Source organism: Streptomyces sp. RKAG337, from assembly GCF_023701715.1.
In the GTDB taxonomy this organism is placed as follows: domain Bacteria; phylum Actinomycetota; class Actinomycetes; order Streptomycetales; family Streptomycetaceae; genus Actinacidiphila.
The window spans coordinates 2,517,996-2,535,208 of the sequence record NZ_JAJOZA010000001.1; the positions used below are offsets into that span (position 1 = coordinate 2,517,996).

The 17,213-nt window shown below is 71.5% G+C and carries 18 protein-coding genes and 2 pseudogenes; 8 read left to right on the forward strand and 12 right to left on the reverse strand.

All coding sequences use genetic code 11. The features are described 5' to 3' along the window. Nucleotides 1-78: 78 nt before the first annotated feature. Together LNW73_RS10835 and LNW73_RS10840 are read right to left on the reverse strand one after the other, a co-directional pair. Nucleotides 79-717, reverse strand: coding sequence for a DUF6758 family protein (locus LNW73_RS10835; protein ID WP_250977584.1), 639 nt, complete (start codon nt 715-717; stop codon nt 79-81). Nucleotides 718-882: 165 nt separating this feature from the next. Continuing rightward, complete coding sequence (locus LNW73_RS10840; protein WP_250977583.1) at nt 883-1,470, reverse strand: suppressor of fused domain protein; 588 nt, start codon at nt 1,468-1,470, stop codon at nt 883-885. 424 nt (nt 1,471-1,894) lie between these two features. On the opposite strand from LNW73_RS10840, the gene LNW73_RS10845 reads away from it, so the two are divergent. Continuing rightward, on the forward strand, nt 1,895-3,010 hold the full coding sequence (locus tag LNW73_RS10845) for a magnesium and cobalt transport protein CorA (protein WP_138350992.1): 1,116 nt from the start codon (nt 1,895-1,897) through the stop codon (nt 3,008-3,010). Nucleotides 3,011-3,031: 21 nt separating this feature from the next. On the opposite strand, the gene LNW73_RS10850 is transcribed toward LNW73_RS10845, so the two are convergent. Beyond that, complete coding sequence (locus LNW73_RS10850; RefSeq protein ID WP_374118075.1) at nt 3,032-4,000, reverse strand: DMT family transporter; 969 nt, start codon at nt 3,998-4,000, stop codon at nt 3,032-3,034. Nucleotides 4,001-4,153: 153 nt separating this feature from the next. Here LNW73_RS10850 and LNW73_RS10855 point away from each other — a divergent pair, with 153 nt between their 5' ends. After that, the gene (locus LNW73_RS10855; protein WP_250989780.1) at nt 4,154-4,681 is read left to right on the forward strand and encodes a hypothetical protein; all 528 of its coding nucleotides are present in this window, start codon (nt 4,154-4,156) and stop codon (nt 4,679-4,681) included. 43 nt (nt 4,682-4,724) lie between these two features. On the opposite strand, the gene LNW73_RS10860 is transcribed toward LNW73_RS10855, so the two are convergent. Beyond that, entirely contained in the window at nt 4,725-5,450 is a 726-nt protein-coding gene (locus tag LNW73_RS10860; protein WP_250989781.1) for a hypothetical protein, read from the reverse strand. Between the two features lie 257 nt (nt 5,451-5,707). On the opposite strand from LNW73_RS10860, the gene LNW73_RS10865 reads away from it, so the two are divergent. From LNW73_RS10865 to LNW73_RS10875, 3 genes are read left to right on the forward strand one after another with little or no spacing between them, the layout of a single operon-like run. Next, nucleotides 5,708-7,021, forward strand: a complete 1,314-nt coding sequence (locus LNW73_RS10865) for a magnesium transporter MgtE N-terminal domain-containing protein (protein WP_250989782.1) — start codon at nt 5,708-5,710, stop codon at nt 7,019-7,021. Next, on the forward strand, nt 7,011-7,565 hold the full coding sequence (locus LNW73_RS10870) for a DUF1003 domain-containing protein (RefSeq protein WP_138350997.1): 555 nt from the start codon (nt 7,011-7,013) through the stop codon (nt 7,563-7,565). Before LNW73_RS10865 ends, LNW73_RS10870 begins: the two co-directional genes overlap by 11 nt. A 19-nt stretch (nt 7,566-7,584) precedes the next feature. Then, a complete protein-coding gene (locus LNW73_RS10875; RefSeq protein WP_138350998.1) occupies nt 7,585-8,742 on the forward strand; it encodes an Mrp/NBP35 family ATP-binding protein in 1,158 nt (385 codons plus the stop codon). A gap of 55 nt (nt 8,743-8,797) precedes the next feature. Here LNW73_RS10875 and LNW73_RS10880 read toward each other — a convergent pair whose 3' ends face one another. From LNW73_RS10880 to sigE, 5 genes and pseudogenes are all read right to left on the reverse strand, one after another. Continuing rightward, nucleotides 8,798-9,412 carry a hypothetical protein gene (locus LNW73_RS10880; protein WP_250977577.1) on the reverse strand — a complete coding sequence of 205 codons (615 nt, stop codon included), beginning with the start codon at nt 9,410-9,412 and terminating at the stop codon, nt 8,798-8,800. A 144-nt stretch (nt 9,413-9,556) separates the two neighbouring features. After that, nucleotides 9,557-10,003, reverse strand: a complete 447-nt coding sequence (locus LNW73_RS10885; RefSeq protein ID WP_250989783.1) for a sec-independent translocase — start codon at nt 10,001-10,003, stop codon at nt 9,557-9,559. Nucleotides 10,004-10,125: 122 nt separating this feature from the next. Then, a pseudogene (locus LNW73_RS10890) lies at nt 10,126-11,265 on the reverse strand (S1C family serine protease); the annotation flags it as partial. Between the two features lie 226 nt (nt 11,266-11,491). Next, nucleotides 11,492-12,283, reverse strand: coding sequence for a zf-HC2 domain-containing protein (locus LNW73_RS10895; protein ID WP_250977575.1), 792 nt, complete (start codon nt 12,281-12,283; stop codon nt 11,492-11,494). Then, nucleotides 12,280-13,041: an RNA polymerase sigma factor SigE gene (gene sigE, locus LNW73_RS10900; RefSeq protein WP_187145001.1), complete on the reverse strand. Its 762-nt coding sequence runs from the start codon at nt 13,039-13,041 to the stop codon at nt 12,280-12,282. The genes LNW73_RS10895 and sigE overlap by 4 nt, the downstream gene beginning before the upstream one ends. 225 nt (nt 13,042-13,266) lie before the next feature. Here sigE and LNW73_RS10905 point away from each other — a divergent pair, with 225 nt between their 5' ends. Beyond that, nucleotides 13,267-13,905 (forward strand): O-methyltransferase, encoded by a 639-nt coding sequence (locus tag LNW73_RS10905; protein WP_250980313.1) that lies wholly within the window; start codon nt 13,267-13,269, stop codon nt 13,903-13,905. An 88-nt stretch (nt 13,906-13,993) separates the two neighbouring features. Here the strand turns inward: LNW73_RS10905 and LNW73_RS10910 are convergent, their stop codons facing one another. Further along, the gene (locus LNW73_RS10910) at nt 13,994-14,161 is read right to left on the reverse strand and encodes a DUF3117 domain-containing protein (RefSeq protein ID WP_069464762.1); all 168 of its coding nucleotides are present in this window, start codon (nt 14,159-14,161) and stop codon (nt 13,994-13,996) included. 279 nt (nt 14,162-14,440) lie between these two features. Between LNW73_RS10910 and LNW73_RS10915 the strand changes: the two are divergent. Then, a pseudogene (locus tag LNW73_RS10915) lies at nt 14,441-15,240 on the forward strand (enoyl-CoA hydratase/isomerase family protein). A gap of 13 nt (nt 15,241-15,253) precedes the next feature. Here LNW73_RS10915 and LNW73_RS10920 read toward each other — a convergent pair. Together LNW73_RS10920 and LNW73_RS10925 are read right to left on the reverse strand one after the other, a co-directional pair. After that, nucleotides 15,254-15,844 (reverse strand): DNA-3-methyladenine glycosylase I, encoded by a 591-nt coding sequence (locus LNW73_RS10920; protein WP_250989784.1) that lies wholly within the window; start codon nt 15,842-15,844, stop codon nt 15,254-15,256. Then, nucleotides 15,837-16,205, reverse strand: a complete 369-nt coding sequence (locus LNW73_RS10925) for a cell division protein DivIVA (RefSeq protein WP_250989785.1) — start codon at nt 16,203-16,205, stop codon at nt 15,837-15,839. The genes LNW73_RS10920 and LNW73_RS10925 overlap by 8 nt, the downstream gene beginning before the upstream one ends. 134 nt (nt 16,206-16,339) lie before the next feature. Between LNW73_RS10925 and folP the strand changes: the two genes are divergently transcribed. Beyond that, entirely contained in the window at nt 16,340-17,200 is an 861-nt protein-coding gene (folP, locus tag LNW73_RS10930; protein WP_250989786.1) for a dihydropteroate synthase, read from the forward strand. The last annotated feature ends 13 nt before the right edge of the window (nt 17,201-17,213 follow it).

Genomic DNA, 17,213 nt, shown 5'->3' on the forward strand with positions numbered 1-17,213 from the left:
CGGCTCCCAACGGCGATAGGCGGTATACGGCACAGGCTTTCGGAAAATAAGGATAGCGGGCCGGAGAACCTGCGAATCTCAGGAGAGCAGCCGGGGAGAGAGCGCACCGCACGACAGCAGGTCGACTTCCGCCCCCGCGTCCCGCAGATCGGTGAGCACCAGCTCGTCGTACATCATCAGCCCGGACTGCTCGGGCCACACGATCGCCCAGAGCCACAGCCCGAGCGCCTCGCCCGCGAAGACCGCCCGGTCGCCGGGTGCGTCCTTCACATGCCACAGCGGGGTGGGCCGGCCCGCGGCCAGCACCTTGGTGTGCGGGGACTGGTCCACACACATCGAGGGGCCTGGATCGGGTCCCTGGATGCCCGCGTAGCGCGCCCCCAGCCCCACACCCAGCTCCTCGGCGATCAGCAGCAGCTCACCGGGACCGCCGAGCGGCCCGGGACCGGAGCAGGCCACGGCGGTCGCCCGCCCGCCGCTGCGGTCGTCGCCCGCGGAGGCCACCCCGGAGAAGAGCCAGCCGACCGGCAGCGGCCAGGGCATCCACACCGGTACCTTCGCGCGATGGACCACCACCCCGAGCGCCTCGACGCTCGGCGGGACGACCGGCTGGAGCGGATACACGGTCCCGTGCACGCCGCACTGCCAGGCATCGGCGAAGAGGCCGGGCGCTCGCACCCGGCCACCACACTTCGGGCAACTGGGTTCGCCCCTCATAGAGCCCAACGGTCCTCCCGCGACGTGCCCGCGTCAAGGACGATCACCCGTCCGGCGTCGAGAGATCAGCCGTACGCACGGCGGGACGGGCTCCAGGGGCGGGACTTGTGGGGACGGGACGTGCGGCGGGACGTACGGCGGGCGGGTCCGGACGCGGCCGCCGGGTCAGTCGCTGAGCGGTACCGACGCCCGCAGCGGGTCGCGCAGATCCGTGCCGTACTTCAGCCAGCGCTCCTGCAGCGCGGCGCCGCCGTGGACACGCTTCCAGGCCGCCTCGTTCTGTGTCATGGGGAGCACGGGGAAGAAGCGGACCGGATCCAGCGGTTCGTCCAGGCCGAGATCCTCGACCAGTCCGCCCGGCTCCGCGACCAGCACGGCGGAGAACGGCGCGCCGGTCCAGAGCGGTCCGCCGACGTCCAGCGAGGCGCCGGGAGCCACCACGACGCCCTCGACCTGGGGCGAGGCGGCGAGCACGGCGAGCGGCCGCAGCACCTGGTCCACGGGGGCGAGCCCGGCCCGTACGGACAGCACCAGTTCGGCGCGCGGGCCGCGCAGCGGGTCGGCGACGGTGGCGAGGGGATCGCTCATCGGCTGCCGCGACATGCCGAGCGTCGCGTAGCGCAGCACATCGCCGTCGACGAAGCGCAGCACCTCGATGCGGTCGGTGCCGAGGAAGGTCACCGCCGCCCTGCTGTGCCGCTCACCGAAAGCCGAGTGCAGTCGCGCCTCGACCAGCTGAAGAAGATCGCCCATACCGCGGAGCATAGGTCCGCCGTGCCCGCGACAGGTAGGGGAACCGTATCGAACGGGCAAAGCCGGGCAGGAGCGCTCCAGGCGCTTGCTAAGGTGGGGCGTTGGCCGCCGTGAAGTCCGGCGCAGCCATGGGTATACGTCATCCCTCAGCGGGGATCGGCCGGAGGAGGTGGGGTTGACATGGATCATAGTCGACCTTGCAGTCCTGCCCGCTCTTCCTTCCGCCGCCTCGCCGGCTGAACCCTCGCGTTCCATACCCGGCACCGTCGCCGGGAAACACGGAAGTTCTCACTTCCCCATGGATCCGCGCCCGCCGCGGGCATCGCGCCGGAAGAGCGCCCTGAACTGCCTTGTGATCACCCTGCCTTGATCAGCATTTCAGTGCGGCTTCCGTGCCGTCGGCCAGTCCGTGAAGGAGCTTGCCATGTCGATGATCCGTGACCTGCGTGCAGTGGTCCGTCCCTCCCTGCGCAAGAGCGCCGTTTCATACGACTACGGCGCGACCCGTACGCCGAGCGCGACGAGCGCGGTCGTGGACTGCGCCGTCTACCGCGACGGCGCGCGCTGCAGCGACCACATCGACCCCGCCGTCGCGCTGGAGAAGGTGCGCACCGGCAGCCGCAGCGAGGGCTTCGTCTGGATCGGGCTGCACGAGCCCACGGAGCAGGAGTTCGCCGGCATCGCCGAGGTGTTCGGGCTGCACCCGCTGGCCGTCGAGGACGCCGTGCACGCCCACCAGCGCCCCAAGCTGGAGCGCTACGACGACATCCTGTTCACCGTCTTCAAGACCATCAGGTACGTCGAGCACACCGAACTCACCGCGACCAGCGAGGTCGTGGAGAGCGGCGAGGTCATGGTCTTCACCGGCCGGCACTTCGTCATCACCGTCCGGCACGGCGGCCACGGCTCGCTGCGCGCGCTGCGGCACCGGCTGGAGGAGGACCCCGAGCTGCTCGCCAAGGGCCCCTCGGCCGTGCTCCACGCCATCGCCGACCAGGTCGTCGACGACTACCTCGCCGTCACCGAGGCGGTGCAGGACGACATCGACGACGTGGAGATCGACGTCTTCTCCGCCGCGCAGGGCAAGTCCGCGCGCGGTGGCGACGCCGGCCGGATCTATCAGCTCAAGCGCGAGGTGCTGGAGTTCAAGCGGGCCGTCTCACCGCTGCTGCGGCCGATGCAGCTGCTCAGTGAGCGGCCGATGCGGCTGATCGACCCGGAGATCCAGAAGTACTTCCGCGATGTCGCCGACCACGTGGCGCGGGTCCACGAGCAGGTGGTGGGCTTCGACGACCTGCTCAACTCGATCCTGCAGGCGAACCTGGCGCAGGCGACCGTCGCGCAGAACGAGGACATGCGCAAGATCACCGCATGGGCGGCGATCCTCGCCGTCCCGACGATGATCACCGGTGTGTACGGCATGAACTTCGACCACATGCCGGAGCTGCACTGGCGCTACGGGTACCCGATGGTGCTGTGCGCGACAGTCGCCATCTGTTTCAGCATCCACCGTGGATTCCGGCGTAACGGCTGGCTGTAGCGCGGTCGGCGGCGGTGGTGGTCAGGCTCCGCCGGGCGTCGCCGGAAGGTCCGCCGGCACCGGACCGGCCTTCCGGTCCGCCAGGATCACCAGGGCCAGGCCGGCGAGGATCACCCCGAGGGCCGGGTAGGCCATCGCCGGCGGCGTCTGGCCCAGCCAGAGCGCCGCGATGAGGGCCGCGCCCGGTGTCTCCAGCAGGATCGCGGTCGAGGTGGTGGACGGGCCGAGCCCGTGCACCACCCGGTTCAGCAGCGAGTGGCCCAGCAACTGGGCGGCGACGGTGAGCGCGACGAGCTTCAGCCAGGTCTCCCCGCTGTACCCGCCCAGCGAGGCGCCGGAGACCAGGCACGCGACGAGCAGCGCGGCCGCCGTCGTCGAATAGCAGATGTAGGTGTACGCGGTGGTGCTGGCGGTCCTGCGGACCTCGGCGCCCAGCAGGACGTACGCGGCCGCCGCGATGCCCCCGCCCAGCGCGAGCGCGTCGCCGCCCAGCGCGCGGGTGTCGGTCGACATGTCGATGCCGGTCAGGATGATGACGCCGACCACGGCCAGCAGGGTGCCCGCCCACACCATGCGGGGCGGCCGGTGGCCGCGTATCCGCAGGATGATCGTGGTCCAGATCGGGGTCGTGGTGCACAGCGCGGTCGAGGTCGCGACCGACGTCATCGACAGGCTCGGCAGCCACAGGCCGAAGTGCAGTGCGAGCGTCGCGCCCGCCGCCACCGACAGCAGCAGCGAGCGGCGGCCCATCCGGCGCAGCTCGCCGAGGTTGCGGCGCAGCACGAACGGGGTGAGCACCCCGACCGCCATGGCGTTCCGCCAGAACGCGATGGCCAGCGCCGGGGCGGCGGTCGCCGCGATCAGCGGCGCGGAGAACGAGACGCCGGCGATGGCGACGGCCAGCAGCGTCAGGTCCAGCGGCCGGTGCGCGACCGCTGCCGCGGGGGGCACGGCGACAGGCGGGGCGACGGTGCGCGGCTCGGCGGACACGGGTTCTCCTCGGTCGGTCCAGGGTCTTCGACCAGCGTAAGGGCCGTGACAAGACCATGCTCCTGTCGTCCAGCGCTTGGACCCGCCTGGAGCGCCGCAGGGAACGCCGTGGAGCACGCCGCGGGGCAGGGCGCACCGAATAAGGTGAGCCCCATGACGGAAACCGCCGAACAGACCGCCCTCGTCGAGGAGGCCACCAAGAAGTCCGGCCTGGTCTGGGTCCAGGCCCCGACCGGCCGCTCGCCGCAGGCGGTGTGGCACGCCTGGGTGGACGGCGCGATGTGCGTGGTCGGCGGCGGCCCCGGGGAGCAGCCGCTCGGCGGACTGACCGACGGCGGCACCGCGGTCGTGACGGTGCGCAGCAAGGACAAGGGCGGCCGGCTGGTCGCGTGGCCCGCCACCGTCGCCGCGCTCGTCCCCGACAGCGCCGGGTGGACCGCCGCCGTCGAGGAGCTCAAGGGCAAGCGGCTGAACGCACCGGACGCCGAGACGATGACCGAGCGCTGGGCGCGTGAGTGCCAGGTGCTGCGGCTCGTCCCGTCGGGACCGCCGGGCGAGCAGCCCGGCACCATGCCGGACGGCTCGGGTGCGGCCGTTCCCGTTCCGTCGCCCGCCACGACCCGGCAGCCGATGCCGGAGGCGCTGCCGCGGCTGCTGGCCCGCCGTAAGAAGCGCGCCTGACGGTCGCGCCTGACGGAGGCCCGACGGTACGGCCGGGGCGGTGTCAGCCGCCCGAGGTGCCCGTCACGGACTTGCCGTAGTCGACGACATGGGCGGCGTCCGGCGCCGCGAGGGCGAAGTCCTTGCCCCAGTCGGCCATCGTGAGGGTGCCGGAACCGCCGGCGCGCTCGTACCGCAGCGGGTACGGGCTGCCCTCCAGGGACACGTCGAGGGTGCCGCCTCCCCCGCCGTCCGCGGCGAGGGCGATGGTGCGGGTGCCGTTGACCTTGCGGTGGTCGCCGGTGGACAGCTCGCCGTTGAGCGCGAAGAGCGCGTCGAGCAGCACCTTCTTATCCGTGAAGCCGCTGAACTGCTGGTAGGCGGGGTCGCCGGCCGGCACCTTGACGTACTTGTCCTTCAGTTTCGCCGCGGCGGCCTGGCTGTTCTTGTCGGAGCCCGCGTCGCCGTAGAAGTCGGCGCCCGCCTTCAGATACAGGTCGTCGTCGACCCGCAGCAGCTGGAACGTGCTGCTCTGCGTCGAGACGTCGCCGACCCCGCCGTTGCCGCGCAGCCGCATGTCGAGCTTGTACGTCTTGCCCTTGCTGACCACGGTGCCGGACAGCCGTACGGTCTGCGCCGCCGCGGCGGCGTCGCGGGCCCGCTGCTCGATCGTCTTGGGGGGCAGTTTGGCGACCCCGTTCGTTCCGGCGTCCGGGTCGCCGCAGCCGGCGAGGGTCAGTCCGGCGCACAGCGCCCCGACGAGAACAGCGGATCGGCGGCCGGGAAACACGTGTTCTCTTCCTCCAGCGGCAGGGGAACGGTGGTGGGGAGCCCCGAAGCTACCGCAGCGTACAGCTCCCTGCCGAGACCCGGACCGAACCATTCCATGGGCGACCGGAAGCCTGTGGCCTGCCCGGGGCGCACCCACGGCCCGCCCACGGCCTCCCGCCGCCTCCCCCGCGGAGCGGCGCCGTGCGGCAGCCAAGATCCCAGCGGGTTAGCCTGACAGCGACGAACCGTGACCCGCACGACGCCAGGAGGCACCGCATGGCCGCAGGTGCCCCGCGTGTGTTCATCTCCCACATCTCAGGTGTCGCGGTCTTCGACCCGGGCGGCGACCAGGTCGGCCGGGTGCGGGATCTCGTGGTCATGCTGCGGGTCGGCGGGAAGCCGCCGCGGGTGCTCGGGCTGGTCGTCGAGGTGGTCAGCCGGCGGCGGATCTTCCTGCCGATGACCCGGGTGACCGGCGTCGAGTCCGGCCAGGTGATCACCACCGGCGTCGTCAACATGCGGCGTTTCGAGCAGCGGCCGACCGAGACCCTGGTCCTCGGCGAACTGCTCGACCGGCGGGTCAGGATCGTCGCGACCGGCGAGGAGGTGACGGTGCTGGACATCTCGATGGTGCAGCTGCCGGCCCGCCGCGACTGGGAGATCGACAAGGTCTTCGTCCGCCGCGGCAAGGGCGGCGCGCTGCGCAGGCGCGGCGAGACGCTCACCCTGGACTGGTCCGCCGTGTCCGGCTTCTCGCTGGAGGAGCACGGACAGGGCGCCGAGAACCTGCTCGCCACGTTCGAGCGGCTGCGCCCCGCCGACCTCGCGAACGTCCTGCACCACCTGTCGCCCAAGCGCCGCGGTGAGGTCGCCGCCGCCCTGGACGACGACCGGCTCGCCGACGTCCTGGAGGAGCTGCCGGACGACGACCAGGTGGAGATCCTCGGCAAGCTCAAGGAGGAGCGCGCGGCCGACGTCCTGGAGGCGATGGACCCGGACGACGCGGCCGACCTGCTCTCCGAGCTGCCCGAGGTCGACCAGGAGCGCCTGCTCACGCTGATGCAGCCGCAGGACGCGGCCGACGTGCGCCGGCTGCTCTCCTACGAGGAGCGCACGGCCGGCGGTCTGATGACCACCGAGCCCATCGTGCTGCGGCCCGACGCGACGATCGCGGACGCGCTCGCACGGGTCCGCAACCCCGACCTGTCCCCCGCGCTCGCCGCCCAGGTCTATGTCTGCCGGCCGCCCGACGAGACCCCGACCGGCAAGTACCTGGGCCTGGTGCACTTCCAGCGGCTGCTGCGCGACCCGCCCTTCACCCTGGTCGGCTCGATCGTCGACACCGACCTGCTGCCGCTGCCGCCCGGCACCCCGCTGTCCGCGGTGACCAGCTACCTGGCCACGTACAACCTGATCTCGGCGCCCGTCGTGGACGAGAGCGGATCGCTGCTCGGCGCGGTGACGGTCGACGACGTGCTGGACCACCTGCTGCCCGACGACTGGCGCGAGACCGATCTGCACGGCGCGGCCGGCGCGTACCACGTCGGTGAGACCCGCCCGGACGAGAACAGGCCCGCCGATGCCCGCTGACGTGGAGCGCGAGCGCGCGAAGACACCGGGCGGCTCCACCGCGGCGCCGCGGCACCGGGTACGCCTGGACCAGCCCCGCCCGACCCGGCGGCGGCTGCTGCCGGCCTACGACCCGGAGGAGTTCGGCCGGTTCTCGGAGCGGATCGCACGCTTCCTGGGCACCGGGCGCTTCATCGTCTGGATGACGGTCCTCATCATCCTGTGGGTGCTGTGGAACGTCTTCGCCCCGGACTCGATGCGCTGGGACCAGTACCCGTTCATCTTCCTGACGCTGATGCTCTCGCTCCAGGCGTCGTACGCGGCGCCGCTGATCCTGCTCGCGCAGAACCGCCAGGACGACCGCGACCGCGTCACCCACGAGCAGGACCGCAAACAGAACGAACGCAGCATCGCCGACACCGAGTACCTGACGCGGGAGGTGGCGTCGCTGCGGATGAACCTCGGGGAGGTCGCCACCCGCGACTGGATCCGTTCCGAGCTCCAGGATCTGCTGAAGGAACTGGAAGAGCGGCGTGACGAAGGCGACGCCGGAACCGACCGGTGAGCGCCGTACCATCGACCGTATGGCTACCGACATTCACGGATCCGCTCCGACCGCCGACGCCGTGCGCGCGGCGCTCGCGACGGTGAACGACCCGGAGATCCACAAGCCGATCACTGATCTCGGCATGGTCAAATCCGTGGACATCGCGGACGACGGCACCGTGAAGGTCGCCGTCTATCTGACGGTGTCGGGCTGCCCGATGCGCGAGACCATCACCACGAACGTCACCACGGCCGTCGAAGGGGTACCGGGCGTCACCGGTGTCACCGTCGAGCTCGACGTCATGAGCGACGAGCAGCGCAAGGAGCTGGCCGGCAACCTGCGCGGCGGCACCGCCGAGCGCGAGGTGCCCTTCGCCCAGCCCGGCTCGCTGACCCGGGTCTACGCGGTCGCCTCCGGCAAGGGCGGCGTCGGCAAGTCCTCGGTGACGGTGAACCTGGCGGCGGCGATGGCCGCCGACGGCCTCAAGGTCGGCGTCGTGGACGCGGACATCTACGGCCACTCGGTACCGCGCATGCTCGGTGTCGAGGGCCGGCCGACGCAGGTCGAGAACATGATCATGCCGCCGTCGTCGCACGGTGTGAAGGTCATCTCGATCGGCATGTTCACCCCGGGCAACGCGCCCGTGGTGTGGCGCGGACCGATGCTGCACCGTGCGCTGCAGCAGTTCCTCGCCGATGTGTACTGGGGCGACCTGGACGTCCTGCTGCTGGACCTGCCGCCGGGCACCGGCGACATCGCGATCTCCGTCGCGCAGCTGGTCCCGAACGCCGAGATCCTCGTGGTGACGACGCCTCAGCAGGCGGCGGCCGAGGTCGCGGAGCGCGCCGGGTCCATCGCGGTGCAGACCCATCAGAAGATCGTCGGCGTCGTGGAGAACATGTCCGGGATGCCGTGCCCGCACTGCGACGAGATCGTCGACGTGTTCGGCAGCGGCGGCGGCGAGCGGGTCGCCGAGGGGCTGACCAGGACCACGGGCGCGACGGTGCCGGTGCTGGGCCAGATCCCGATCGACGTGCGGCTGCGCGAGGGCGGCGACGACGGCCGTCCGGTCGTCCTGAGCCACCCGGACTCCGCCGCGGCGCTCGCCCTCAAGGCGATCGCGGGCAAGCTCGGCGGTCGGGCCCGCGGCCTGGCCGGCATGTCGCTGGGGATCACCCCGCGCAACAAGTTCTGACCACAGGACGGTGCCCCCGGCCGCACCGCGGTCGGGGGCACCGTCCTGCCGGAGCTCAGCCGTCGTACGAGGTGATGTCCTTCACCACGGCCAGCCCCAGCCCGTAGGCGCTCATGCCGCGCCCGTACGCGCCCAGGTGGGCACCGCGCGCGGAGCCCGCCATGACCCAGCCGTACTCGGACTCCCGGTAGTGGAAGGTGGTGGGCTCGCCGTCCACCGGGAGCGTCAGGGTCGACCAGTGGGGGCCGGCCAGATCGTCGGCGAGATCCCAGGCGGTCGCGATCTGCTGATCGAGCCAGTCCTGGCGCAGTGCCCGTTCCATGTGGGTGGGCCAGGTGCAGGACAGCAGGCCGGAGCCCGCCAGCCAGGCCGCCGAGGACACCGAGGTGGCCTCGAGTACGCCGGTGCCGTCCGAGCTGCGCCGGCCAGGACGCCGGGCCACCGTCACGACCACGGCGAACCGCTGGGCCTGAGGGTCGGTGGTCTCCGCCTTGATGGACGGTTCGTCGCCATGCCCTATCGAGCCGTGCTCCACGGTTCCGTCCGCGCTGGTGCCGACCGCGGTCAGCCAGCGGCGTCCGGTGAACGCCTCGTCCAGCCCGTACCACGGAAAGTCGGCCATCAAGTAGCCGTCGACCGCTCGATCCGCTGTGCCGGTCTTCGTCTCCATCGGGGTGGCGCCTCCTCCATGCCCTTTTGGGCTCCGCCATCTTGCCGGACCGGAGCCGGGCCCGGAGGCCAAAACGGCGCACGGTGATGGCGGACACATGGAGAATAGCCACCCCAAGGGGTGGAACGGGACAAACTGGTTGACTCAGGTCGCGTCGGAATCGAACGGCGGGGGCTCGTCCTTGTCCAGCGTCTCGCGCTTGCGGAGCCGGTCCGGGGTGCTCGTGGCGGCACCCGCGGCGCCGGCGGCGGCCGCGGCCGTGGTGTCGGTGCCGTTCACGGCATCCGTGACCTCGGCCATCTCCTTGCGGAAGTCGAAGCCGTTGCGCAGGTCCTGCAGACCGAGCTCTTCGTTCTCCAGGATGTTCTTCCGGATGTACGTCTTCGGGTTCAGGTCCTCGAACTCGAAGTCCTTGAACTCGGGCCCCAGCTCCTTGCGGATGTCCTCCTTGGCGCTGTCCGAGAAGGCCCGCACCTTTCGGATGAACGCCATCGCGTCCTGGATGACCTTCGGCAGCTTGTCCGGGCCGAAGACGAGCACCGCAAGGATGACCAGCGCGATCATCTCCATCGGGCCTATGTCGAAGAACACCTTGCAGCTCCTTGGGACGTCCACAGCCGGGTGGGCAGGGTCCGGGTCGACTTACCGTACCTGGCCGCGCGGGCAGCGCGGGAGTGCCTTGGGCCAACACTACGTCGACACCGGGTAAAGGGTCAGTCCCCGGTGGCCGAACCCAAGGTCAGCTCGACAGTACGCTCCGATCCGGCCCGCACCAGCGTGAGTGCGAGGCGGTCACCCGGTCGGTGGCTGCGGATTTTGACGATCAGCTCCTCGCCGCGGTGCACCCGCTCGCCGTCGACCGCCGTGATGACGTCACCGGCCTCGATGCCGGCCTGGTCGCCGGGACCGCCGGGGGTCACCGCGGTGGTGCCCGCCTTCCCGCCGACCCGGGCGCCGTCCCCCTCGTAGGTCATGTCGACGGTCACCCCGATCACCGGATGGGTGGCCTTGCCGGTGTTGATCAGTTCCTCGGCGACCCGCTTCGCCTGGTTGGCCGGGATCGCGAAACCGAGGCCGATGCTGCCGCCCTGGCTGCCGGCCGGACTGCCGTCGTCGGCCGCCCGGATCGCGCTGTTGATCCCGATCACCCTCCCCTGCCCGTCGACGAGCGGGCCCCCGGAGTTGCCGGGGTTGATGGGTGCGTCGGTCTGCAGCGCGTCCACATAGCTGACGTCGGTGCCGTCGGTGGCGCCGCCGGCCGTGATCGGCCTGCGGGTGGCGCTGATGATGCCCGAGGTGACGGTGCCTTCGAGCCCGTACGGGGCGCCGATGGCGACCACCGGATCGCCGACCCGCACCGAGTCGGAGTTTCCGAGGGTGAGCGGCCGCAGCCCGGACACCCCGCTGACCTCGATGACGGCGAGGTCGTAGCCGCTGTCCACCCCGACCACCTTCGCCTTGCTCCGCTGGCCGCCGTTGAAGGTGACCTGGATGTCGGCGCCCTTGCCGGCGGCGCCGACCACATGGTTGTTGGTGAGGATGTGGCCCTTGGCGTCCAGCACGAACCCGGTGCCGGTGTCCTCGCCCGCGGCGCCCTTCACATGGATGTAGACGACGCCCGGCAGCGTCCTGGCCGCGATCCCCGCGACACTGTCGCTCGCCCGGTCGGCGCTGCCCTCGGAGACCTGGGGCAGTGTCACCTGATCGCCGTCCTGGGCACTGTGCCGTTCGGCGTAGACGCCGGCCGCTCCGCCGATCCCGCCGGCCAGCAGCGCCACCAGCGCGGCGCCCGCGATCAGCGGGACCGCCCGTCGGCGACGGGAGCGTGACGGGGTGCCGGGACCCTGCCAGGGAGCAGGCTCCGAGGCGCCGCCGGACATCCGGTTGAGCAGGTAAGGGTCAGGGAACGCCTCGTCCGGGGCGAGTCCTGTCGCCCCCGCGCCGTCCGCGCCGGGCACCGGGCCCGACGGGCGACTCCACCACTGCGGCCGGTCCGCCTCATCGCTCATTCCTCGAGCCTGCGGGCGCTAGGCGGAAGTCCGCAACTGCCACACGGCCGGATGGCCTCAGCCGGGCGGGTCAGCGGTGTGCGGCAGGTCCTGGAGTGGCCGCCGGGGTCAGCGAGGCGGTCGGTGCGGGCTTGGTGACCGGCACGGACGCCATCAGCGGACGGGTCACCGAGGCCGGCGTGACGCTCGCCATCGGGGGATGCCGCAGATAGCGGTCCTCCGCCGAGTTCACCAGGTCGCTGCGCAGCGGCTGGAGGTCGGAGACCGAGTTGACGCCGCTGAGCGGGGCGACCGCGGGGCCCTGTTCCTCGGGACGCGGGGCGCCACTGTCGATCGCCGCGTCCATCGGGAGCGCACCGCCGAGCGCGATGGCCGCCATCGAGAACGCGCCGGCCGCCGCGAAGGCGAACCGCCGGCCGCGCGAGGCCGAACCGGGCGAGGACGCCGAACGCTCGACCTCATGGATCCGGAAGCCGCGGGACCGCACATCGGTCGGTGCGGCGAGATCGGGACCCGGGGACAGGAAGGAGAACTCCTCCGCCGTGCTCTGCCCGAAGACGTCAGCGCTGAAGAGGCCGCCGTCGAACGGGCCTCTTCCCTCGTCGTCACCACCACCCGGCAGTCCCTGGAGCCGGGCCAGCAGGCCCGCGGACAGGGTCGGCGGCGCCGTGGTCGCCACGACGTTCTTCAGCCGGCGCTGCTCATCGGCGGCTGTCTTGCACTGGGGACACGTCACCAGATGCGCGAGCACCCGGTCCCGGGTGTCGTCGGGCAGCTCGCCGTCGACGAACGCGGCGAGACGATCGCCGAGATGCTGCTCGGCAGATGCGACGTGTTGCTGGCCGGTACCGCTACTGCTCACGCTCTCCCGCCCTCCAGGCCCGGTTTCGGTACGGCGGCGGCCAGCGCGCGACCCGGTCGGGCCGCGGGGGAACGGTGCTCAAGAGCCTTGCGCAGGTGGGAACGGCCGCGGTGGATCCGGCTCCGGACCGTGCCGAGCTTCACGCCGAGGGTGGCGGCGATCTCCTCGTACGACAGCCCCTCGATGTCACAGAGCACGACGGCGGCGCGGAACTCCGGTGCGAGGGTGTCCAGCGCCTGCTGGACGTCCGCGTCGAAGTGCGTGTCGTTGAAGTGCTGTGCGGGGGACGGCTCACGGCTCGGGAGCCGCTCCGCCGCGTCGTCGCCGAGCGCGTCGAACCTGATCCGCTGACGTCTCCGCACCATGTCCAGGAAGAGATTGGTGGTGATGCGGTGCAGCCAGCCCTCGAAGGTGCCAGGCGTGTACGTGGACAGGGAACGGAAGACACGGACGAAGACTTCTTGGGTGAGGTCCTCGGCATCGTGCTGGTTGCCCGTCAGGCGGTACGCCAGGCGGTAGACGCGGGCACTGTGCGTGCTGACGATCTCCTCCCAGGAAGGAGGCGTCCACGCCTGGTTCTCCCCGTCGGTGGCGAAGGTCGCGTTGGCGGGTACGTCGTTGCGTGAACGGTCAGCAGTGTTGGTCACGGATTTCGGCTGTCCGGAAGACCTGAGAATATGCCGGAGCACTCCCCGATCACCGGCCGCAGCCGCACCTCCCCTGTCGGCTCTGGTGGTCTCCAGTAGAGCCACTACCATATCCACCTCGCCCGTTAGCTCCGGATAAGTGCGCTGTCTCGCCGGGGACCTGGTCCGGACGGCTATACGGGAGGTACTTCCCCCGCACCGCACGTTCTCGGTCCCGCCCTACTAACGCGTAGTCCCATCAGCAGGTTCCCGGCTCGGGGGTCCCACCCAGCGGCAGCTGGGGGAGGATACAGTCGCCGGGCGGGCCGCAACACCGACGGGGACAGGGAGAGGGCCATTACCGGCAACCGGCAGGCGAGCTGGGCGTTCGCCGACGCCTTCGTCGCCGAAGACGACGCGCTGATACGAGCCCGGCGGCGCGCCCACGAGTCCGGTCTGCGCCCTGTGTCCCCCGGAACCGGCGCGACGCTGCGGCTGCTCGCCGCCGCCTCCGACGCCAAGGCCGTCGTCGAGATCGGCACCGGCACCGGTGTGTCCGGCATCCATCTGCTGCTCGGGATGCGGCCGGACGGCGTGCTGACCACCGTCGATTCCGAACCCGACCGCCAGCAACTGGCCCGCGAGGCCTACCGCGACGCCGGCTTCGCCGCCAACCGCGCCCGGTTCATCCCCGGCCGCGCGCTGGAGGTCCTGCCGCGGCTGGCGGACGGCGGGTACGACCTCGTCTTCTGCGACGGTGACCGGCTGGAGTACCTGGACTACCTCGGCGAATCGTTGCGCCTGCTGCGTCCGGGCGGACTGGTCTGCTTCGAGGGGACCTTCGCCCAGGGCCGCACGCTGGACGCGGCCCACCAGGACATCGAGGCCGTGCGGCTGCGCGAGCTGATGCGCGCGGTCCGCGAGAGCAAGGCGTTCGCGCCGGTTCTGCTGCCCACCGACGACGGGCTGCTGTGCGCGGTCCGCCGGGGCGCGTAGCCGGCCCCTGGATACGGCAGCGGCCCCGGTTCCGGACCTGGAACGGTCAGGAATCGGGGCCGTGACGTTTATTGGGAACGCGCTCGTGTCAGGCGATGGCCTTCTTCAGCGCGTCGCCGAGGGCATCCGCCTCGTCAGGAGTCAGCTCGACAACAAGCCGTCCGCCGCCCTCGAGCGGAACGCGCATGATGATGCTCCGCCCCTCCTTGGTGACCTCGAGCGGGCCATCACCCGTCCGCGGCTTCATGGCCGCCATGCTCGTTCCCCTTCCTGAAACCAGCTCGGACTCGAACACATTGGTTCTCGACCATTATCCCGCATGTGCCGACCCGATGACCAACATCGGTTCCCATCCGTTCGAGAAACCCCTCCCACAAAACCGGCCAATTCGGTGATCGGACTGCGATACTTCGCCGCCGCACTCCCGTTCCGTGCCGCATTCGCCCCGTTGAATGTTTGACGTACGTCACATGTTCGCCTGTGGCGATCTCCGGCATGCTGGCCAGGACCGGAGCCGCGACGAAGGGGATCATCCATGTCCGACAGCGTGCTGTACGAGGTGAGCGACGGGCTCGCGACCATCACCTTGAACCGTCCCGATGCCATGAACGCCCTGAACGTCGAGACCAAGGTGGCGCTCCGCGAGGCCGTCCGCGGCGCGGCGGCGGATTCCCAGGTCAGGGCCGTTCTGCTGACCGGAACCGGGCGCGCCTTCTGCGTCGGACAGGACCTCAAGGAGCATGTCGGCCTGCTGATGGAGGACCGCGAGTCCGGCACGGGCGCCACGATGTCGACCGTCCGGGAGCACTACAACCCCATCGTCACCGCCCTCGCGACGATGCCGAAGCCGGTGGTCGCGGGAATCAACGGGGTCGCCGCGGGCGCCGGGGCGGGCCTGGCGTTCGCCTCGGACTACCGGGTGGTCGCCGACACCGCGAGTTTCAACACGTCCTTCGCGGGGTGGCACTGACCGCGGACTCGGGCGCGTCGTGGACCCTCCCCCGGCTGATCGGCCACGGCCGCGCCGCGGACCTGCTGCTCTTCCCCCGCAAGGTGACCGCTCAGGAGGCCCTGGAGCTCGGTATCGCCAACAAGGTCGTCCCGGCCGCGGACCTGGCTGCCGAGGCCCTGGCGGTGGCACGGAGCCTCGCGGCGGGCCCGACGGTGGCCTACGCGGCGATCAAGGCGTCGCTGGCGTACGGGACGGACCACTCGCTCCTGGAGACGCTGGAGAAGGAGGACGAGCTCCAGACGGTCGCGGGCGCGTCGGAGGACCACCGGATCGCCGTGGAGGCGTTCCTCAAGAAGGAGCCGCCGCGCTACCTGGGCCGGTAGCGGCGCCACGGGTCTACGACCTGGCGGTGCGCACGTGGCAGCCGGCCAGGTGGTCGTCGACCAGGCCGCAGGCCTGCATCATCGCGTAGGCCGTGGTCGGCCCGACGAAGCGGAAGCCCTGCTTCTTGAGGTCCTTGGCCAGCGCCACCGACTCGGGCGTGGTCGCCGGTACGTCGTCGAGCGTGCGCGGCACCGGCCGGCCCGCCGGGTCCGGCGCGTGCGACCAGATCAGCTCGTCGAGGCCGCCGGCGCCCAGCCCGGCGGCCACGTGGGCGTTGGCGAGGGACGCGTCGATCTTGGCGCGGTTGCGGATGATGCCGGGGTCGGCGAGCAGCCTTTCCCGGTCCTCGTCGGTGAACGCCGCGACCGCCTTGATGGAGAAGTCCGCGAAGGCGGCGCGGAAGCCCTCGCGGCGGCGCAGGATCGTGATCCAGGAGAGCCCGGACTGGAACGCCTCCAGGCACAGCCGCTCGTAGAGCGCGTCGTCGCCGTGCACCGGGCGGCCCCACTCGCCGTCGTGGTACGCCACGTACTCGGGCGCCGACAGCCCCCAGGGGCAGCGGGCCAGGCCGTCCTCGCCGGTGACCGTGCCGCGCTCAGTCATGGGGGTGGTCCTCCGGCTCCTTGCGGAGCGAGGGCGGGGTGTCCAGCAGCGCCGGGGTGGCCAGGGCGGTCGCCTGGGCGCCGGCCAGGGCCGACTCCAGGTCCGCGATGCGCGCGTCCCGTTCGGCCAGCTCCGCCGCGAGGCGGTCCAGCACCTCGTCCGCGTCGAGCATCCGGTAGCCGCGCACGGCGACCGGCAGCCGCAGCCCGTCGATGTCGCCGCGGACCAGCGGGCGGTCGGCGGGCAGCCGGTCGTCGATCCGGTCCGGGTCCGCGTCACGGAGCGGGCCGCCGTCGCCGAGTACGGCCAGTGCGACTGCGGCGACCACCGCGACCAGCGCGATGAGCATGAACCAGAACAAGACCGTCTCCCGGGGCCGCGCGATGTGTTTGCACGATGGTGCCATGTCCGGCCCCCGCCGGGCCCTCCTGTGGGGAGTCGGCGCCCTCCTGCGGCTATCGTCGCCGTTGGGCGATCTACAGGAGGCACACGCAAATGCTGCGGCTGGGCACGCGGGAGTTCGGCGACGACGAGCTGGTCATCATGGCGATCGTGAACCGGACACCCGATTCGTTCTACGACCAGGGCGCCACGTTCACCGATGAACCGGCCCTGCTGCGCGTGGCACGGGCGGTGTCCGAGGGCGCCGCGATCATCGACATCGGCGGGGTCAAGGCCGGTCCCGGCGAGGACGTCTCGGCCGAGGAGGAGATCCGCCGCACGGTCGCCTTCGTCGCCGAGGTCCGCCGGCGGCACCCGGACGTCGTGATCAGCGTCGACACCTGGCGGCACGAGGTGGGTGAGGCGGCCTGCGAGGCGGGCGCCGATCTGCTGAACGACGCCTGGGGCGGCGTCGACCCGAAGCTGGCCGAGGTCGCCGCCCGCTACGACGTCGGGCTGGTCTGCACGCACGCCGGCGGCGTCGAGCCGCGCACCCGCCCGCACCGGACCGGGTACGAGGACGTCATGGCGGACATCCTGCGGGTCACCGTGGGCCTCGCGGAGCGGGCCGTCGGGCTCGGCGTGCGGCGCGACGCCGTCCTCATCGACCCCGGGCACGACTTCGGCAAGAACACCCGGCACTCGCTGGAGGCGACGCGGCGGCTCCCGGAGATGACGGAGACCGGGTGGCCGGTGCTGGTGTCGCTGTCGAACAAGGACTTCGTGGGCGAGACGCTCGACCGCCCGGTCAAGGAACGGCTGATCGGGACGCTGGCGACCACCGCGGTCTCGGCCTGGCTCGGGGCGCGGGTGTACCGCGTCCACGAGGTCGCCGAGACCCGTCAGGTCCTCGACATGGTGGCCTCCATCGCGGGCCACCGGCCGCCCGCGGTCGCCCGCCGCGGGCTGGCGTAGGGACCCCGGCCCG

Coding starts and splice junctions, on each gene's coding strand:
- LNW73_RS10880 (WP_250977577.1), bottom strand. CDS start 9,412: ATGGAGACGAAGACCGGCACAGCGGATCGAGCGGTCGACGGCTACTTG.
- LNW73_RS10870 (WP_138350997.1), top strand. CDS start 7,011: ATGCCCGCTGACGTGGAGCGCGAGCGCGCGAAGACACCGGGCGGCTCC.
- LNW73_RS10840 (WP_250977583.1), bottom strand. CDS start 1,470: ATGGGCGATCTTCTTCAGCTGGTCGAGGCGCGACTGCACTCGGCTTTC.
- folP (WP_250989786.1), top strand. CDS start 16,340: ATGCTGCGGCTGGGCACGCGGGAGTTCGGCGACGACGAGCTGGTCATC.
- LNW73_RS10865 (WP_250989782.1), top strand. CDS start 5,708: ATGGCCGCAGGTGCCCCGCGTGTGTTCATCTCCCACATCTCAGGTGTC.
- LNW73_RS10835 (WP_250977584.1), bottom strand. CDS start 717: ATGAGGGGCGAACCCAGTTGCCCGAAGTGTGGTGGCCGGGTGCGAGCG.
- LNW73_RS10875 (WP_138350998.1), top strand. CDS start 7,585: ATGGCTACCGACATTCACGGATCCGCTCCGACCGCCGACGCCGTGCGC.
- LNW73_RS10845 (WP_138350992.1), top strand. CDS start 1,895: ATGTCGATGATCCGTGACCTGCGTGCAGTGGTCCGTCCCTCCCTGCGC.
- LNW73_RS10910 (WP_069464762.1), bottom strand. CDS start 14,161: ATGGCGGCCATGAAGCCGCGGACGGGTGATGGCCCGCTCGAGGTCACC.
- sigE (WP_187145001.1), bottom strand. CDS start 13,041: ATGGTAGTGGCTCTACTGGAGACCACCAGAGCCGACAGGGGAGGTGCG.
- LNW73_RS10855 (WP_250989780.1), top strand. CDS start 4,154: ATGACGGAAACCGCCGAACAGACCGCCCTCGTCGAGGAGGCCACCAAG.
- LNW73_RS10920 (WP_250989784.1), bottom strand. CDS start 15,844: ATGACTGAGCGCGGCACGGTCACCGGCGAGGACGGCCTGGCCCGCTGC.